This is a genomic window from Glaciihabitans sp. dw_435, assembly GCF_018449675.1.
Classification (GTDB): Bacteria; Actinomycetota; Actinomycetes; order Actinomycetales; family Microbacteriaceae; genus Glaciihabitans.
Window position 1 is genome coordinate 23,987 of sequence record NZ_JAAVUZ010000019.1, and the last position, 15,856, is coordinate 39,842.

General features: G+C 66.2%; 18 protein-coding genes. 7 read left to right on the forward strand and 11 right to left on the reverse strand.

Features of this window, described 5'->3' with window-relative positions; translation table 11 throughout:
- Positions 1 to 36: 36 nt before the first annotated feature.
- The 3 genes from HB677_RS16210 to HB677_RS16220 all read right to left on the reverse strand — a co-directional run bounded on the left by HB677_RS16210 (position 37) and on the right by HB677_RS16220 (position 2,664).
- Entirely contained in the window at positions 37 to 618 is a 582-nt protein-coding gene (locus HB677_RS16210; protein WP_213816776.1) for a hypothetical protein, read from the reverse strand.
- 75 nt (positions 619 to 693) lie between these two features.
- Positions 694 to 1,917, reverse strand: a complete 1,224-nt coding sequence (locus HB677_RS16215) for an MFS transporter (RefSeq protein WP_213816777.1) — start codon at positions 1,915 to 1,917, stop codon at positions 694 to 696.
- A gap of 153 nt (positions 1,918 to 2,070) precedes the next feature.
- Entirely contained in the window at positions 2,071 to 2,664 is a 594-nt protein-coding gene (locus HB677_RS16220) for a hypothetical protein (RefSeq protein WP_213816778.1), read from the reverse strand.
- 105 nt (positions 2,665 to 2,769) lie between these two features.
- On the opposite strand from HB677_RS16220, the gene HB677_RS16225 reads away from it, so the two are divergent.
- The gene (locus tag HB677_RS16225) at positions 2,770 to 3,459 is read left to right on the forward strand and encodes a GAP family protein (RefSeq protein ID WP_213816779.1); all 690 of its coding nucleotides are present in this window, start codon (positions 2,770 to 2,772) and stop codon (positions 3,457 to 3,459) included.
- Between the two features lie 37 nt (positions 3,460 to 3,496).
- Here the strand turns inward: HB677_RS16225 and HB677_RS16230 are convergent, their stop codons facing one another.
- Complete coding sequence (locus HB677_RS16230; RefSeq protein WP_213816780.1) at positions 3,497 to 3,928, reverse strand: MarR family winged helix-turn-helix transcriptional regulator; 432 nt, start codon at positions 3,926 to 3,928, stop codon at positions 3,497 to 3,499.
- A gap of 94 nt (positions 3,929 to 4,022) precedes the next feature.
- Between HB677_RS16230 and HB677_RS16235 the strand changes: the two genes are divergently transcribed.
- Positions 4,023 to 4,982, forward strand: coding sequence for a zinc-binding alcohol dehydrogenase family protein (locus HB677_RS16235; RefSeq protein WP_213816781.1), 960 nt, complete (start codon positions 4,023 to 4,025; stop codon positions 4,980 to 4,982).
- A 21-nt stretch (positions 4,983 to 5,003) separates the two neighbouring features.
- On the opposite strand, the gene HB677_RS16240 is transcribed toward HB677_RS16235, so the two are convergent.
- Together HB677_RS16240 and HB677_RS16245 are read right to left on the reverse strand one after the other, a co-directional pair.
- Complete coding sequence (locus HB677_RS16240) at positions 5,004 to 5,678, reverse strand: pentapeptide repeat-containing protein (RefSeq protein ID WP_213816782.1); 675 nt, start codon at positions 5,676 to 5,678, stop codon at positions 5,004 to 5,006.
- A gap of 183 nt (positions 5,679 to 5,861) precedes the next feature.
- Positions 5,862 to 6,437 (reverse strand): TetR/AcrR family transcriptional regulator, encoded by a 576-nt coding sequence (locus HB677_RS16245; RefSeq protein ID WP_213816783.1) that lies wholly within the window; start codon positions 6,435 to 6,437, stop codon positions 5,862 to 5,864.
- Between the two features lie 195 nt (positions 6,438 to 6,632).
- On the opposite strand from HB677_RS16245, the gene HB677_RS16250 reads away from it, so the two are divergent.
- Both HB677_RS16250 and HB677_RS16255 read left to right on the forward strand, forming a co-directional pair.
- Positions 6,633 to 7,586 (forward strand): zinc-binding dehydrogenase, encoded by a 954-nt coding sequence (locus HB677_RS16250; protein ID WP_255546682.1) that lies wholly within the window; start codon positions 6,633 to 6,635, stop codon positions 7,584 to 7,586.
- A 25-nt stretch (positions 7,587 to 7,611) separates the two neighbouring features.
- Positions 7,612 to 8,172, forward strand: a complete 561-nt coding sequence (locus tag HB677_RS16255) for a cysteine hydrolase family protein (RefSeq protein WP_213816785.1) — start codon at positions 7,612 to 7,614, stop codon at positions 8,170 to 8,172.
- A 178-nt stretch (positions 8,173 to 8,350) separates the two neighbouring features.
- Here HB677_RS16255 and HB677_RS16260 read toward each other — a convergent pair whose 3' ends face one another.
- Positions 8,351 to 10,114: a S8 family serine peptidase gene (locus HB677_RS16260; RefSeq protein WP_213816786.1), complete on the reverse strand. Its 1,764-nt coding sequence runs from the start codon at positions 10,112 to 10,114 to the stop codon at positions 8,351 to 8,353.
- 196 nt (positions 10,115 to 10,310) lie between these two features.
- Here HB677_RS16260 and HB677_RS16265 point away from each other — a divergent pair, with 196 nt between their 5' ends.
- Complete coding sequence (locus HB677_RS16265; protein ID WP_307852628.1) at positions 10,311 to 11,177, forward strand: serine/threonine-protein kinase; 867 nt, start codon at positions 10,311 to 10,313, stop codon at positions 11,175 to 11,177.
- Positions 11,178 to 11,197: 20 nt separating this feature from the next.
- Here the strand turns inward: HB677_RS16265 and HB677_RS16270 are convergent, their stop codons facing one another.
- On the reverse strand, positions 11,198 to 12,637 hold the full coding sequence (locus tag HB677_RS16270; protein WP_213816787.1) for a sensor domain-containing diguanylate cyclase: 1,440 nt from the start codon (positions 12,635 to 12,637) through the stop codon (positions 11,198 to 11,200).
- Positions 12,634 to 13,443: an alpha/beta fold hydrolase gene (locus tag HB677_RS16275; protein ID WP_374193829.1), complete on the reverse strand. Its 810-nt coding sequence runs from the start codon at positions 13,441 to 13,443 to the stop codon at positions 12,634 to 12,636. The genes HB677_RS16270 and HB677_RS16275 overlap by 4 nt, the downstream gene beginning before the upstream one ends.
- Positions 13,444 to 13,651: 208 nt before the next feature.
- Between HB677_RS16275 and HB677_RS16280 the strand changes: the two genes are divergently transcribed.
- On the forward strand, positions 13,652 to 14,428 hold the full coding sequence (locus HB677_RS16280) for an EAL domain-containing protein (RefSeq protein ID WP_213816788.1): 777 nt from the start codon (positions 13,652 to 13,654) through the stop codon (positions 14,426 to 14,428).
- A 31-nt stretch (positions 14,429 to 14,459) separates the two neighbouring features.
- Here HB677_RS16280 and HB677_RS16285 read toward each other — a convergent pair whose 3' ends face one another.
- The gene (locus HB677_RS16285) at positions 14,460 to 14,711 is read right to left on the reverse strand and encodes a hypothetical protein (protein ID WP_213816789.1); all 252 of its coding nucleotides are present in this window, start codon (positions 14,709 to 14,711) and stop codon (positions 14,460 to 14,462) included.
- A gap of 122 nt (positions 14,712 to 14,833) precedes the next feature.
- Between HB677_RS16285 and HB677_RS16290 the strand changes: the two genes are divergently transcribed.
- Positions 14,834 to 15,151: a hypothetical protein gene (locus HB677_RS16290; protein ID WP_307852629.1), complete on the forward strand. Its 318-nt coding sequence runs from the start codon at positions 14,834 to 14,836 to the stop codon at positions 15,149 to 15,151.
- Here the strand turns inward: HB677_RS16290 and HB677_RS16295 are convergent, their stop codons facing one another.
- Positions 15,152 to 15,661, reverse strand: coding sequence for a sigma factor-like helix-turn-helix DNA-binding protein (locus HB677_RS16295; RefSeq protein WP_213816790.1), 510 nt, complete (start codon positions 15,659 to 15,661; stop codon positions 15,152 to 15,154).
- Positions 15,662 to 15,856: the final 195 nt, after the last annotated feature.

Sequence of the window (15,856 nt, forward strand, 5' to 3'; positions counted from 1 at the left end):
CGTGGAAATCGGTTGACAGAACCGTCCGGTGACGAGTCAGTGCTGGGGCGGAATCGGGTCCGGCGCCTCGTTTTTGTACACTACGCCGTTCTCATCACCGACGCTCACAATCGTGTGCGCGTCGAGGTTGAGGGTGTCGCCCGCATAGAGGGGTCCGTCGCGACGCACCTGGTTGATCGTGTTCAGGTAGGCGCCCTGCATGCACAGGCGCGCCGAGATGAAGTCCAGGATGTCCCCGGCGCCGACGATGTACGCGACGGGCACCTTCTTGGAGTTGAGGATCGTCGTGCCGGTGGCGTACTTGCGCGGACCACTGTCCTTGGGGATTTCTATCTCGGAGCCCGCGACCTGATTGGGATCGGTGTTCGCCGCCCAGCTCCACGGGTAGCACTCCCCCGGCTTGATCTCGCAGTTTGCCAGCCGGTCGGGTTCGATGCACCCGGACGTGCGCACCTCGTCGCCCACCACACTCTCGGGCAGCACTGTCGCCGCGACGGCGGGCGCCGCCGTCGGCGTGTACTTGACGTCCGGCGTCGTCAGCGTCATGCCGGAGTTCGCGCACGCGGTCAGCGTCGCGGCCACGACCAGCGCCGTGATGAGGTGAGGCCACCGGGCCATGCGAACTCCTCCGTCGGATTACGTATAGAGCAATTCTCACAATCGTCACACATTTACGTCACTGTGGGAAGAAGCTCAATCGACGGTGGCGGCCGATCGGCTCCTGCTGAGCACTCCCGAGAACACGACCACCAGAACGCCAGCCGCGGGCACGATCAGCAGGCCGAAACGCAACGACGAGGCATCCGCAATCATGCCGACAATGAGCGGTGAAATCAGGAAGCCGACGCGCATGAGCCAGCTGACGATAGTGAGGGCGGTGCCGGCACGGAAGCCGGGGAGCTCGTCCGCGGCGTGCATGGCGGCGGGCACCAGCGTGGCGGAACCGAGGCCCACGAGCGCGAAGCCAACGATCGTCATCGGGATTGAGGGGAACGCGAGTGCGGCGCCCATGCCAAGGGCGGCGACGGCTCCTCCCGTGCGGGCAATCGCGCGCTGGCCAAACCTGTCGACGAGCCTGTCACCGAGGATGCGGCCGATGAACTGCGCGCCGGTGAGCGCGACGTATCCGAAGGCCGCGACGCCGGCCGAGGAGCCGAGGAAGCCGGAGAGGTATAGCGCGGACCAGGAGTTGCCCGCATCCTCGAAGATGGTGCCCGACAGAGCGACCACCACCAGCGCGCCGAGCAGCGCGTATTTGGCCCAGCGTCCGCTGCGGAGGGTCGCCGTCTCGGTGGCGTCCGTGTCGGTTGGAATCACTTCGAGCGGCTCGGGGCCGGGCAGCGAGAGGCGGTACGCCACGATGGCTGTCGCGATAAACAGGATGGCCGAGATGGTGAGGTGCTCGCCGAGCGGGAGGTGGAGCGCCGCGGCTCCCCCGGCCATGAGGCCACCGAGCACGGCCCCGACGCTCCAGATGGCGTGGAAGGAATTCAGGATGGACCGGCCGAACAGACGCTGCACGCGGAGGGCGTGAGAGTTCTGCGCGACATCCGTAATCGAGTCCATGGCTCCAGCCAGGAACAGGGCGCCCGCGAGCAGCGCCCACGTCGGAGCGAGGCCGGCCAGCAGCACGCCGGCGCTCGTGACGACCGTGCCGAACAGCGCCACGCGCGACGAGCGGAAGCGGCGGATGAGTCCGCCTGCGGCGAGCCCGGCGACCAGAGCCCCAACGGGGAACGCGGCGACCGCGAGTCCGAACTGCGTGTTCGTGAGGTCGAGCGCCGACTTGATCTCCGGATACCGCGGCAGCAGGTTGGCAAACAGCGCCCCGTTGGTGAGGAAGAAAAGGGCGACGCCCACGCGGGCGCGACGGGTCTGAGCGGAGAGCGGCGGTGTGGAAAAAGACGTCGTTGTCATGGCGTCACGAGTGTACCGAGTGGGCGGATCGACGGACGGACGCCTATTGGCGACCGCGGCGAATGGCCCTATGCGAATAGAACCCTACGAAGCTCGAACAGACCGCGGCAGCGCCTGTGAAATATGCCCCTATATGGGATGGCTCCAACATGTCTACTCGCCGTGCAGCCGGGCATTGGGCACAGGCTCGCCAAACTGCACCAGTGCATCCAGATATCGACCTCCGATGGTTACCCGGGTGATTCTCCGAGCTGGAAATACGCTCGCTCTGTCCCACCAATTACCCGCCGGGTCGATCCGATCGAAGGCAAATCTCTTTTTCTCACGTCGGCCAAGGAACGATCCGATGTACAGCTCATCGGGCCAGTCCGCTTCCATGTACAGCCCGCATAGATCGGCACCCATGACGAGCTGCATCAGCGCTTTCGTCCGCCGCGCGGCGACGGCTTCCCCTATCCACGCGGGCAGTTCGGGACCAGAGCCGTGGGCGGCCACCGCGCGAGCGAAATACTCCTCAAAGTCGCCATCGTCAGAAACGACGGCGGTGATGTCGTCTAACCGCAGCGCGTGCCATCCATCAAAGTAGACGGAGTCGTCCATCGCAGAAACGACGACCCAGTCGGGACCGATAGCGACGATCACCCCATGAATGACATCCGTGCCCTTTTTCAGATTTCCACGACGGACGCGCACCGGTACCGTCCGCTCGCGAGCGCGGGTCAGCTTCTTTACGATTTTCGTGGACACAGGGGGAGCCTATACAGAGCGCACTGCACCTCGACAACCTCCGCAACTCACTCGCTCTGCGGGTAGCGCCAGCCGCCTCGACGAACTACATTTCCTCCAACTAGCGTGCCGCGGGACGGAGTCATCGTGCTGATCGTGATCGGGTCAATCATCCCGATCGCCCTTGCCGTGGCACTGAGCACCGTCCCGGTCCTCGCCACGCTGGCGCTCCTGTTGTCACCGCGGCGAGCAGAGTCGGCGCCCCTGTTCCTCGTCGGATGGTTTCTCGGGCTGTTCGGGGTTGCCGCAATCTTCGCCGTCGGCCTCGCACAGCTCCCGAAGGATCTGTCGGGCACGAGCGGCACGGTCATCGGGGTGCTGGAGATCATCGTCGGCGCCGTGATGCTCGTCATCGGCATCCGCGCCTTCCGGATCGAGCCGCCGACGCCGGGCAGAACCTCCGCGTGGCTCGGTCGCGTGCAACGGATGGGCCGTTGGCCCGCATTCGTCACGGCCATCGTTCTGAACGTGCGACCGAAGGCGCTCGTGCTCGCCGCGGCGACCGGGCTCGTGGTCGGCAGCAATTACCAGGGCTTGGCCGAAGCGGTGATCGAACTGCTGATTTACACGGCGATCAGCGCATCGACCATCGCGGTGCCGGTCATCCTCACGCTGCAGCGGCCGGCGACGATGGAGCCCCGCATCCGAGCGACGCGGGACTGGATGACCCGCAACCAGAGCATCATCACCGCCATCGTCCTTCTCCTCATCGGAGCCGGAATCCTCGGCAACGGCCTGATCCGGCTGGGATCCTGAAAATCTCGGCCGCCGATGTCGATGTCGACCGCCGTCGTTAGTCGGCGAGGAGCTCGCGCAGGCGCGGCGGCACCCTCTCGAGCAGGGGGGCCATGCGCACGGCGATCTCATCGGCGCCGCGTTTCGCCATCGCCTGGCCGGCATCGGTGAGGCGCAGCTGCACTGAGCGTCCGTCGGCCGAGTGCGCCTCGCGCACGACGAACCCTCGGCGCTCTGCCCGGTCGATGAGACCACTGACGGTGGACCGCTCCAGCCCCAGGTAGTCGGCGAGCTCGGCCGCCTTCAGCGTGCGGTCCCGCAGGATCCCGAGCATCCGCACGAGCGTCAACGACATGTCGTGCTCGGCACCCACACGCGTCACGATCGCGATCACATCGAAGGAGGTCTGCACGAGCAGGTCCACCAGCTCGTCACCCTGCCCCGGGGCATCCGCTTCAAATGAATCTGTCGCATCGGCTGGCGTGGTCATGTGTCCATCGTAGTTGCATAGTTCGTATTACGCACTATATAGTTCGTATTACCAACTACACAGTTGCGCCCGCCGTTAGAAAGTGGTGCACCTCATGCACGCAGCAGTCGTTTCCTCCTTTGACACCCCGCCGCGCTACGCGGAGATCGAGACGCCGATTCCCGTCGGCGAACACGAGGTGCTCGTGACCGTCATCGCCGCGGGACTGCACCCCCGCGTGCGCTCGCAGGCCGACGGCTCGCACTACACCAGCACGGACGAGCTGCCGCTGGTGCCCGGCATCGACGGCGTCGGGCGCACCGCGGACGGGCGGCTCGTGTACTTCATCCTGCCCGACACCACGATCGGCGCGATGGCCGAGCAGACCGTCGTCGACCTGCGCCGCAGCATCGTGCTCGAGGAGGGCGTCGACCCGGTTGCCCTCGCCGCGGCCATGAACCCCGCCATGTCCTCGTGGATCGCCCTGCGCCAGCGCATCGACTTCCAGCGTGGCCAGTCGGTGCTCGTGCTCGGCGCCACCGGAAGCGCGGGCCAGATGGCCGTACAGATCGCCAAGCACCTGGGCGCCGGGCGGGTCATCGCCGCCAGCCGCAACGCCGCACGCCTCGAGGCGCTTCCGGCGCTCGGGGCCGACGTCACCATCTCCCTCGATGGTGCGGAAGCGGATGTCGCGGAGCGCCTGGCATCCGCGGCCGCCGATGTTGACGTCGTGCTCGACTATCTCTGGGGCACCCCGACGGTGTCGGCCATGACCTCGATCGTCAGCAACCGCACCGATCCCGGACGACCGCTCGCCTGGATCGAAATCGGATCGGTCGCCGGCCCCGACGCGGTGATCCCGTCGGCAGCGTTGCGTGCCGCCCGCCTGCAGATCGTGGGGAGCGGCCAGGGGTCAGTCTCAGCCCGGGACATCCGCTCGGAACTTCCCGCCCTTGCCAAGGAGATCAGCTCGGGCGCCTACGCGGTGACCGTGCGCGCCGTGCCGCTCGCCGACGTCGAGCAGGCATGGAACGAGGCGCCCTCGGGCGACGAGCGCATCGTCATCACCCCGTAAGCGCCGGCCTGCGTCGGGCGGCTAGCCCTCCACCTTGATGCCGAAGTGGGCCGCGAACAGCGGCGCGAGCTCACCGATCTGCGCCGAGTTCATCGTCGCCCCCTTGAGATCCTCGAAGCCGTTGAGCTGGCGCATCTCGAGTCCGCGCAGGTCGACGTTGGTCAGCGTCGCCCGGGTCACATCGACGCTGTTGATCTGGGTGCCGTCGAACGCGAGCCGCGTCGCCTTCGCGCCGGCGAGATCGAGCTCGTCGATGGAGCAGTTCGTGAACAGCACATCCTGCAGCAGGGCGCCGCGCAGGTTCACGAACCCCAGCTTGCAGTTGACGAAGTGCACCGAGTGCCAGCTCGTCTCGTAGAACTCGGCCGAGCCGAGGCGCGAGCCCTCGACCAGCACATCCCGAAACTGGGAGCGCGGCGCACTGAAGACGGGCGCATTGAGGCGCTCGAAGCGGATGTCGGCGAAGCTGGCCGATCTCAGATCGGTGTCGTGTGCCGACAGATCCACGAACTCGCACTCGGAGAACGACGCGCCCTCGAGGGTGCGTCCGCCCAGATCCGCGGACACGTAGCGCTCACCCTCGTAGGATTCGTGCGCCTCAAGCAGCTCGGGGTCACCGTCGGCGAGGCCGGTCAGTCGCACCACGTCGATCTTCGGGGTGAGGGGCGATGCTTTTTTCGGAGTCGGTCGGGGCACGGGGTCATCCTCGGGGTGCTGAAGGGAAACCGGAGGTTTCCAGCCTCGGACCTGCCCCGGCGTCACCGGGGTCGACCACCCCGGCTTGAGCCGGGCAGACGGTCAGACTACCCGCCCGGGGCATCCACCCCACACTCGCGACTCGCACAAAATTGCTCTATTCCGCGCGAAAATAGAGCGTTTTTAAGCAAGTCGCGGGGCGTGGGGGCGGGGCAGAAGCGCCCGCATCGAGGAGAGCAGCACCGCGCGCAGCGTCTCGCGGTCGACGGTCGCGAGGGTGGGGTCCGACCCCGACACCATGAGGGTGCCCCCGGCGAGAATCAGCGCGACGCGGTCGGCCTGCGTGGGATTCTCACCGATGAAGAGCGCGTCGATGCGCGCGGTGGTGGCGCGGTAGCCCTCGTCCGCCTCGAGCAGGTGGGTGACCACCGGGTCGCGCCGCAGCGCCGCCGCGGAATCGCGTTTGTCGATGACCATATCCACGAGGCCCTCGAGCGCAACGTCGAAGCGAGTCTCGGGCGGGGCGGCCTCCGCGGCGTCGGCGATGGCCTCCATCCGTTCGATGACCGGCGACACGACGGCCCGCACGATCTCGGCCTTCGTTGGGAACTGGTGGTACACCGCAGCCTTGGTGATCCCCAGCGAGTCCGCGATCATCTGCAGCGACGTGCCACTGACCCCATGCTCGGCGATCAGCACGAGCGCGGCATCGACCAGCCGGGCCTTGCTCTCGCCGCGCGGACCAACGGGTCGTCCCACGGTGCGCCTCCTCGGGTGGAAATTACTGCGTCCATCGTCGCACGCGCGCCCGGGGCATCCGTCGTCCTGACAAGAGCCTGAGGACGAGTGGATGTCGCTTGCTCCGAAGATAGCCGATCGGCTAGTTTATTTTTCATGAAGCTATCCATGGTTACCGGCCCAGGTGAAACGTCCGTCTTCGAGGTTGAGAAGCCCATGGCCTCACCGAATGACATCCTGCTGAAAATTCGCGCGTGCGGGATCTGCGGATCCGACGCCATGTACATCGCCATCGGCGGCCTGCCCGGCCTCGAGGGGCGCACACCCCTCGGACACGAGCCCGCGGGCGAGGTGGTGGAAGTCGGCAGCTCCGTCACCGGCATCAGCGTCGGCGATCACGTCGTCGTGAACCCCATGGTCGCGCCCACCGGCATCATCGGCAGCGGTGGCACCACCGGCGGCATGGCCGACTTCCTCCTCGTGCAGAACGCCGAGGTGGGGGTGAGCGTCGCCATCGTGCCCGACCACATCCCCTTCGAGGTCGCCGCGCTCAACGAGCCGATGGCCGTTGCCCGCCACGCGGTCAATCGCACAAACCCGGGCCCGGACGACCTCGTCGTCATCTTCGGCGCGGGCCCCATCGGCCTCGGCGCGGCGATCGGCTACAAGTCGCAGGGCGTGAAGAGCGTCGTCGTGGTGGACATCATCCCGTCGCGCCTGGAGAAGGCCCTCGCCGTAGGCGCCGACGCCGTCATCAACTCGGCCGAGGAAGACGTGCGTGAGCGCCTCATCGCGATCCACGGCGCTGCTCCCACCCGCCGCGGTCTGGCCAAGCCCGCCAGCACCATCTACCTCGATGCCGCCGGGGCCCCGACCGTCATCGAGGCCGTGCTGGACCTCGCCGGCCACGGCGCGACCCTCGGCATCGTCGCGGTGCACAAGAAGCCCGTGAGCGTCGACTTCGGCAAGATCCTCGGCAGCGAGCTGACGATTGCGCTGTCGATGGGTTACCCAACCGAGATCTTCGAGGTCACGCAGGACATCATCACCCACTGGCAGAAGTACGCCCTCATCGTCAGTGACACGTTCGACTTCGCCGATGTCGACAAGGCCTTCGCGACCGCGTCGACCCCGGGCGCGGCCGACAAAGTCATGGTCACCTTCTCGTAATTTCCCTACCCCCAAGGAGCCCCTCGTGCCCATCTCTACCCTCGACAGCCACACAGCCCTCATTGTCATCGACCTGCAGAAGGGCCTGGTCGCCAACCCCATGCTGATCAGCCCGATCGACGGCATCATCGCCAGCGCGACGACGCTGGCCGCCGGATTCCGCGCGAGGGGCCTGCCGGTCGTTCTCGCGAGCATCGACGGTGGCCCCGCCGGACGCAACGACTACGCCCGCCCCGCGCGCCCACAGCCCGATGACTTCACCGACCTGGTGCCCGAGCTCGACGAGCAGCCCGGGGACGTCCGGGTCATCCGCACCACCTGGGGCGCCTTCATTGGCACGGACCTCGACGCGACGCTTAAGGCGATGGATGTCACGCAGGTCGTCATCGCGGGAATCATGGCCAGCTTCGGGGTGGAGTCCACCGCCCGCCAGGCACTGGACTACGGCTACAACGTGGTCGTGGTGACCGATGCCACCACCGACATGAGCCCCGACGCCCTCACTAACAGCGTGACCCGGGTGTTCCCGGCTCTGGGCGAGACGGGCACCACTTCCGACGTGCTGGCGCTGCTCGACGCGCGCTAGCCGCGGGGCGTCCCGCAGCCGGGATCCGTTGACATAACGACATCGAAGGAGCACACATGGTCGTCAGGACCGCCTGCCAACGACCATCTGTGCTCCTTCGATGAAAGTTTTACCCGAGTGTGGCAGAAGAAGCGCCGGGGTGGCCCGTTGAGGCCACCCCGGCGCCGATCTGTCAGGGCTAGAAGGGCTTCACCGCCTTCAGCGCGTTGACCACTCCCTTGCCATAGAACCCGTTGGATGCGCGGGTTCCCTCGCAGGTGGCGGTCGACGTGCGCACCACGACCGAGCCATCTGCCTGCGGCACGCGACGGACGTAGGTGTACTCCGCCGGAACCGGGCAGGCCGTCTTCGTCGCCGTGGCCTTGAGGGCGACCTCGACGGCAGCGGGGAACAGTGTCTTGCCACCCGTGCGGCGGTCGGGCAGGCCGTAGTGGTTCACGATGAGGGCAGCGACCCCGACCGCATGGGGTGACGCCATCGACGTGCCCTGCAGGTACTGGTAGTACGCGCAGACCTTGCCCTTGGCATCACAGCTCTTCACGACGTACGGAACCGTGGGGTCCCCGTTGGCGTCGATCTCATCGTTCGCGATCGCGAGGGCCTTCGGGTACGCGGCCAGGATCTGGCCGGCGTAGGTGAGGTCCCCGGTCGGGGTGTCGTAGGCGTCGCCACCCGGGGCTGCGACGTCCACATAGCCGTTGCCGTAGTCCGAGTAGTACGCCTTGCGTCCGCTCTGGCCCGTGCTGCTGACGGCGATGACGCCCTTACCCTCCGACGGCATCGAGATGCAGCTGTCGGGATCGAGCAGGTCGCGCGTGTAGGCGATCTCGCCCGGGACATCCGCAAAATCGGGACTCGACGAATCGCTGAGCACCTTCGTGTAGTCCGTCGCGCCGTTACCGGCCGCCGACACGAGCGTCACGCCGTGTGTCCGGGCGAAGTCGAGCGCCCGCTGCATCGCCGTGATGATGGTGCGCTGCTCCTGCTGGTCGGCGGGGGAATCCGCCGGGTTGTTGGTGCAGTTGAACAGCCACGGGTCGACGTAGTAGCTCATGTTGACCACGTCGATTCCGTTGCGCCCCGCGTAGGTGAGCGCGTCGAGCGAGGGCTGCAGGAAGAAGTATCCTGAGTCCTGCCCAGCCCGAAGGTTCACGATGTCCACGTTCGGGGCGACACCGGCGATACCGATGCCGTTGATGGGCGCGCCGATGGTCGACGCGACGTGCGTGCCGTGGCCGTCCTCGTCGACGTTGGCGGGGTCGGTGCACGACTTGTCGGGCTCGTCTTCACAGGGTCCGTCGATGGTGTCGCCGTTGGCATCCACCGGGATGTCCACCGTGAAGTTCCGGCTGAGCTTGGTGTCGAAGTTCGGGGCGATGTCCGGGTGCGTGCCGTCCACACCGGTGTCGATGATGCCGACCCGCACTGCCTTCGAGCCGGTGTCGTACTTGTACGACCCCGTCGTCGTGGCGCCGATCTGCTTCATGTCCCACTGCAGGTACGCGAGCGGCTCAGCTCCGGGGGTCTTGGTGGTGGATTTACGGGATGCCACGTCCGCCGTCTTCACCCGGGATTCTGCCTCCGCGGCGTCGAACTTGACGGCGTCACCGTTGGCTTTGCGCGATTCGGGAACGTCTCCGATCACGCGGTTTTTCGCGGTGCCCGCGAGAGCGGATTGCGCCGCGGCATCCGTCGCGAATTTCGCGTTCTTGGTCACCACCGTGGCAACACCCACATCGGTGTTCTCGGTGACGATGGAACCACCGGCCGTCGCGATGGCCGCGTGGGCCGTTGCAGCGGCGGTCCCGCTGGCGTAGAGCACGACGTACTGCTGCTCCGTTGCAGTGGTGGTCGGAGCGGAATAGGCGCTCGTCGCACCGATCACGCTGAGAGGGGCGACCACGAGCGCCGCGATGGCGGCGGACGCGAAGAGTTTCTTCATTACGGACCAACTTTCATAAGTGGTACGGACCGGGTCGGGTTGTGCGATTCTGGCATGACCCCCGAACGGGGCACAATAGATCGAGCGGAAGTCACGACCGCGGAATGCCGCCAACTATTGCGGTTTGTGGCCCGCGTCAAGCTGCCAAAGTGACTTCTGAAAATCCGTATGCTTACGGGGTGATTGAGTCCGTCCAGTGAGCGCCGCGCACCCGGCGGCCGAGCTGAATGCGCCCCTCCTCCTCGGTCGGTACCAACCCCTGCGCCTGGTCGCACGCGGCGGCGCCTCCTCGGTCTTCCTCGGCATCGACGAGAACCTCGGACGCAACGTCGCCATCAAGGTGTTCGCCGCCGGCGACGAAGACAACGTGTACCAGTTCCGCAAGGAAATTAGCGTTCTCGCCGGTCTGACCCACCACGGCGTCGTGTCCATCACCGACGCCGGTATCGACAGGTCGTCCCCCAGCGACGCCCGCCCGTTCCTCGTCATGGAGTTCGTGCAGGGCCGCACCATGCGCGAGGCACTCCGGGCCGGCGAGCTCACCCACCGCGAGATCGCGGAGATCAGCTACGAGGTCGCTGAGGCACTCGAGTACGTGCACGCCCAGGGCGTGATTCACCGGGACATCACCCCGGCCAACATCATGCTCGTCGACTACGGAACCGAGCACTCCCGCATCCGCGCGAAGCTCACCGACTTCGGCATCGCCATCCGCTCGGGATCGCGCCTTCCCGGTGGTGACGCCGCCACCGGCACCCCCGCGTACATGAGTCCCGAGCAGGTGCGTAACCTACCGCTGACCACGGCGTCCGACATCTACTCGCTCGGACTCTTTATGCTCGAGTGCTTCGCCGGAGAGCGCGCCTTCCCGGGCGATGCTGCGACCTCGGCGATGGCCCGGCTGAGTGCTGACCCGCCCATCGTCGCGGCTGTGCCGGTGCTGTGGCATCCATTAATCAGGTGGATGACCCAGCGCGATGCAGCCGACAGGCCCTCCGCATCCCAGCTTGCCCACGAGATTCGCCGTGTGCTGCGTGAGAGCGGCTCCCGCCCCGAGCTCTGACCCGCGTCGCCCGGCCCGGGCTAGGCGCCGAACACACTCACCCGGTTGCCGCCGGCCCGCTTGGACGCGTACATCGCGCCATCGGCCAGCCGGAACAGCTCCGCCGCCGACACGTCCGACGACGCCGGCGTGTACACGGCGACGCCGACGCTCGCGGTGATCGGGAAGGCGGGATCGATGCCATCCATCGGCAGCCGGATCTCCGCCGCGATGCGCTGCGCGACCACCATGGCGTTGACGCTCGTGGTCTCCGCGCAGATCACCACGAACTCGTCCCCACCGAACCGGCCGACCACATCCTCGGCGCGCACGACCGAACGGAGCCGGTCGGCCACCACCCGCAGCACCGCGTCACCGGTGGTGTGCCCCAGGTGATCGTTGACCCCCTTGAACCCGTCGAGGTCGAGGAACACCAACGCCATCGGCGTGCCCGACTCCAGCGCCACCGCGAGCCGCTCCTCCAGGAGTTTGCGGGTGGCGAGGCCGGTGAGGCGGTCGTACAGCGCAAGCTGCTCGAGCTGCGCCCGCAGCCGCATGCGCGTCAGGGTCTGGGCAGCCTGCCGGGCCAGTGCCTGCTGCAGCGACGAAAACTGGTCCCCCAGGTCTCGCTCCCGACCGAAGAAACACAGCAGCACCCCGATCGGAACGTCCCTGTCGACGAGCGGTGTCACGGTGACAGTGTGCTGGCGGGCCGCGGCGAGCGCCGCGCGAATGGCGGCGGTCGAGGCATCCACCCCGTCCACCCCAATGGAAGTAACGGGGCTCAGTTCGAGCACCGACGCCATGGGCACCAGTTCCTGCAACGACAGGGCATCCCCCAGCGGATTGACGCCCGCGACGACAGACAGCTCACCGTCGTCACCGAGTAGTACAACGGCGGAGTTGCTCGCCGAGAACGTCGACCGCGCGCTGCTCACCAGTGCCTCGGCCAGCTCCTCCTCGCCGGTGGCGCCGCCAAAGGCGATCGAGGCGTCCTGCAACGCCCGCACCCGAACCTCGGAGGCCTCTGCCGAGCGCCGTGCCGCGAGCATCTCCCGCTCGTAGTCCTGCCGCACCGTCGAATCGAAAATAGCGGTGCGGATGACACGGGGCTGGCCGTTCCCGTCTGCGACAACCACAGCGTTCAGCAGCACCGGCAGGCTCGAACCATCGGCGCAGCTGAGGGCGATCGCCACCTCGCGAATCTCGCCCTGCAGCCGCAGGATCGGCTGGAACCGGGTCTCGAAGAACATCTGGCTGCCGACGGTGAGCAGTCGCGTGAAACTCGCGCCGACGACGTCCCGGCGCTCGCGCCCGGTCATGCCAAGCAGGGTGTCATTGATGTGGGTGACGGTGCCATTAGGCGCCATGGTCAGCAGGCCGCACGGGGCGTTGAGGTAAAACTCCTCGTAGGAGTCCTGCATGCCGGGAACGACCGCTGCGTCGGGGACGGCGGCCGGAGCGTCGTCGGCGACGGTCACGCCAGGAAGCTCCGGATCTCCCGGGCCACCTCGTCGGGACTCGACAGGTTGGGAACGTGCCCGGTAGCTTCCAGCCGCACGAGGGTGCTTCCGGCGATGTGCTCGTGCACATACTCGCCGACAGGCGTCGGTGCAATGAGGTCGTCGGTGCACTGCAGTACCAGCGTTGGGGTGACAACGGCGGCCAGGTCGGCGCGGTTGTCCGACAAGAACGTCACGCGGGCGAACTGGCTGGCGATCATCGGATCGATGCGACAGAAGCTGGTGGTCAGTTCGTCGCCGAGTTCGGGGCGGTCGGGGTTACCCATGATGGCCGGCGCCATCTGCGACGACCAGCCGAGATAGTTGAGGTCGAGGTTGTCGAGCAGCGCGGTGATGTCGGCGCGGTCGAACCCGCCGACATACTCTCCTTCATTGATGTAGCGGGGGGATGGCCCGACCAGCACGAGAGCTCCAAAGCGCGAGGAATCACGGCTGGCGGCCACCACCCCGATCATCGAGCTGACCGAGTGTCCGACGTAGACGACGTCCTGCAGGTCCAGTTCCGCGAGAATCTCGAGCACATCACTGGCATAGCCGTCGATGGAGTCGTACTTACCGGTGTCGTAGGCCGAGACATCCGACCCACCCGCTCCCACATGGTCGAACAGGATTACCCGGTAGTCCTCGGCAAACTGAGGGGCAACCATGCGCCAGACCTCCTGGCTGCAACCGAAGCCATGGGCGAAAACCATGGGACGGCCAGCGGGATTGCCGGATACGGTGACATTGTTGCGGCGGAGAACGTCGGTGCGTTCGGCGGGCAGGGATCCCACTGCGGTAGTTCCATTCGGTGTGCCGTCGCGAGCGAACGGAATCAATATATGGGCGCATTCTACGCGTTTTAATTTTCGCAAATTGCACGTTGACTGTCCCTTGACACACGTCAAACATTGCGTATATGCATTACATTTCGGCGCGTCAGGCAACCGTTCAGGGTCAATCTCAGTTCGGCTGGCGTGATGAGCTGACGCTATGACCTGGGACGCGGACCGTCTGGCCGCCGACCTGCTCGGAGCGGTAGACCGTGGTGAGATCGTTGCCCACTATCAGCCGCAGATCGAGCTGTCGTCCGGCGACATTGTCGCCGCGGAGGCATTGTGCCGCTGGAACCACCCGGAGCTGGGAATGGTGCCGCCGGACACCTTCATCCCCATTGCCGAGAACAACGGTGCCATCGACGGCATTGGTGCGTTTATGGCCGAAACCGCGTGCGACTGGCTCGGCACCCACACGATGCGGGAGCAGCCCATCGAGATCTCGGTGAACGTCTCGGCCATCCAGCTGGCGGAGCCCGACTTCTACGAGAAGCTCGCCACCACGATCGACGCGTCCGGCGTTGACCCCAACCTTCTCACCATCGAAATCACCGAGTCGTTACGCTTCGATACCGAGGCGGTGAGCAAGAGACTGAGCTACCTGCTTTCCATCGGCGTTGGCGTCTCCATTGACGACTTCGGAACCGGCTACGCGTCGGTCGACCAACTTCTGGACCTGCCTGCCACCGAGCTCAAGATCGACCAATCACTGGTGCAGGACACGTCGCCCGCTAGTTCCGTGCTCATGACGGCGGTTGTCTCCCTCGTGCACCGCCGCGGCGCCCGGGTCATCGCCGAAGGCGTCGAGACGGATGAGCAGCTCGCGCGCGTGCGCGAGGCCGGGTTCGACCGGGCACAGGGCTACCTGTTCGCGGCACCAATGCCGGCGGGCGAGTTCGAACAACTCCTGGCTTCCCAGCGAGAGTCGGCCTGAGCCAACTCCCGCGGGAAGGGCGCGTCAGGCGCTAACCAAGCTCCGGGTCGAAGGAGTCCTGTGCGGCCTCGGGAGCGGTCGGGTCGCTGACCTCGATCTGAGCCCAGACGACGGGCATCCCGGGCGAAAAGAGAATGTCGAGACCCGGGCCACCGCGCAGTGGCGGGATGACGACGTAACCGCCGCCGGCCTTGATCGCTTCGAGGATGCTCTGCTTGAGCTCGGTAACCGGTTCGGGCAGGAAGTAGTCCTTGCCGTCAACGGTGAGTCGGTTGATGATCACAAACAGCCCATCGGTTGGAAGTTGCCGGTGCTATCACACCGGTATGTCGAGAATATCGTGCCTTACATCCACGTAATATGCATACGGCGCGACACGCGCGCCATCACACCCCGGGAGCCACTGTGGGCATCTTGTACTACGACCGCGAAGAGTTCGATTTCGACGACCGCGTTCTCATGCACCTTCAGATTGTGGTCAGCACCAAGCTGCGGCGCAACGAAGACTTCTTCCTGAGCTGGACGCTGCCCGTCGAACGCGGCAGCGGACGCCACGCCCTGTGGATCGACAACGGCATCCCCCTGCACTTCTTCTACAGCGGTTCGCGTGCCATCGGCATCAACCGCGAGTGGGTGGAATTCCTCATGGTGTCCGCGGGCAAGGCCGGCGGCCTCGTGCTGACCGAGGAGCCCCGAACCGAAGCTCCTCCGGCTTCCGCGTAACTACCGTTCGACCGTTGCGGCGCGCAGCTGCGTGAGGGCGTCACGCAGTCGCGCCGACACGGCGTCGGTCGGCTCGAGATAGATCGCGCCAATTTCCGCCCGTGTGTACCCGCGAAAGAACGCCAGCTCGAGGCTCTCCGCCTCGCTCGGCGTCAGGACGGACAGAGCCGGGTACGCAGCTGCTGAGCGGGCCTGGGACGACGGGATGACCCGGGCGCCGCGATCCTCGCCGGTGCGCGGCTGCCGCAACCAGCCGACGACGTGGTGATGCGCGAGCGTCATGATCCAGATCAGCGCCGTGGTGCGGGATCCGTCGTAGCGCGGCGCCCTCGCCCAGACCTGGACGAACACGCGCTGAGTGATCTCCTCGGCTGCGGAGGCATCCGCCACACAGCACAACACCAACCCGTGCACCTGCGCGGAGACCTCGTCATAGAGACGCTCGAACGCATCGCTGTCACCGGTGGCGACCAGGGCCATGAGCTCGTCGATCTGGGAAAAAATAGGCACCTCTTGCTGCGTCGCATCTCGCCGTGGAGACCACAGCACGACGCCGTGTGGCGCAGTTCGTGCACTGCGATATGCCGAGCGTATCCACGCGCACATTCGCGCTTTGAGGGTTGACGCTCTGTATTCAAGAGCGCTAGGTGTTCTTCCCGGGGACGTTGTGAACGCGTTCGATAGGTGATTTGCCGCCGATGCCGG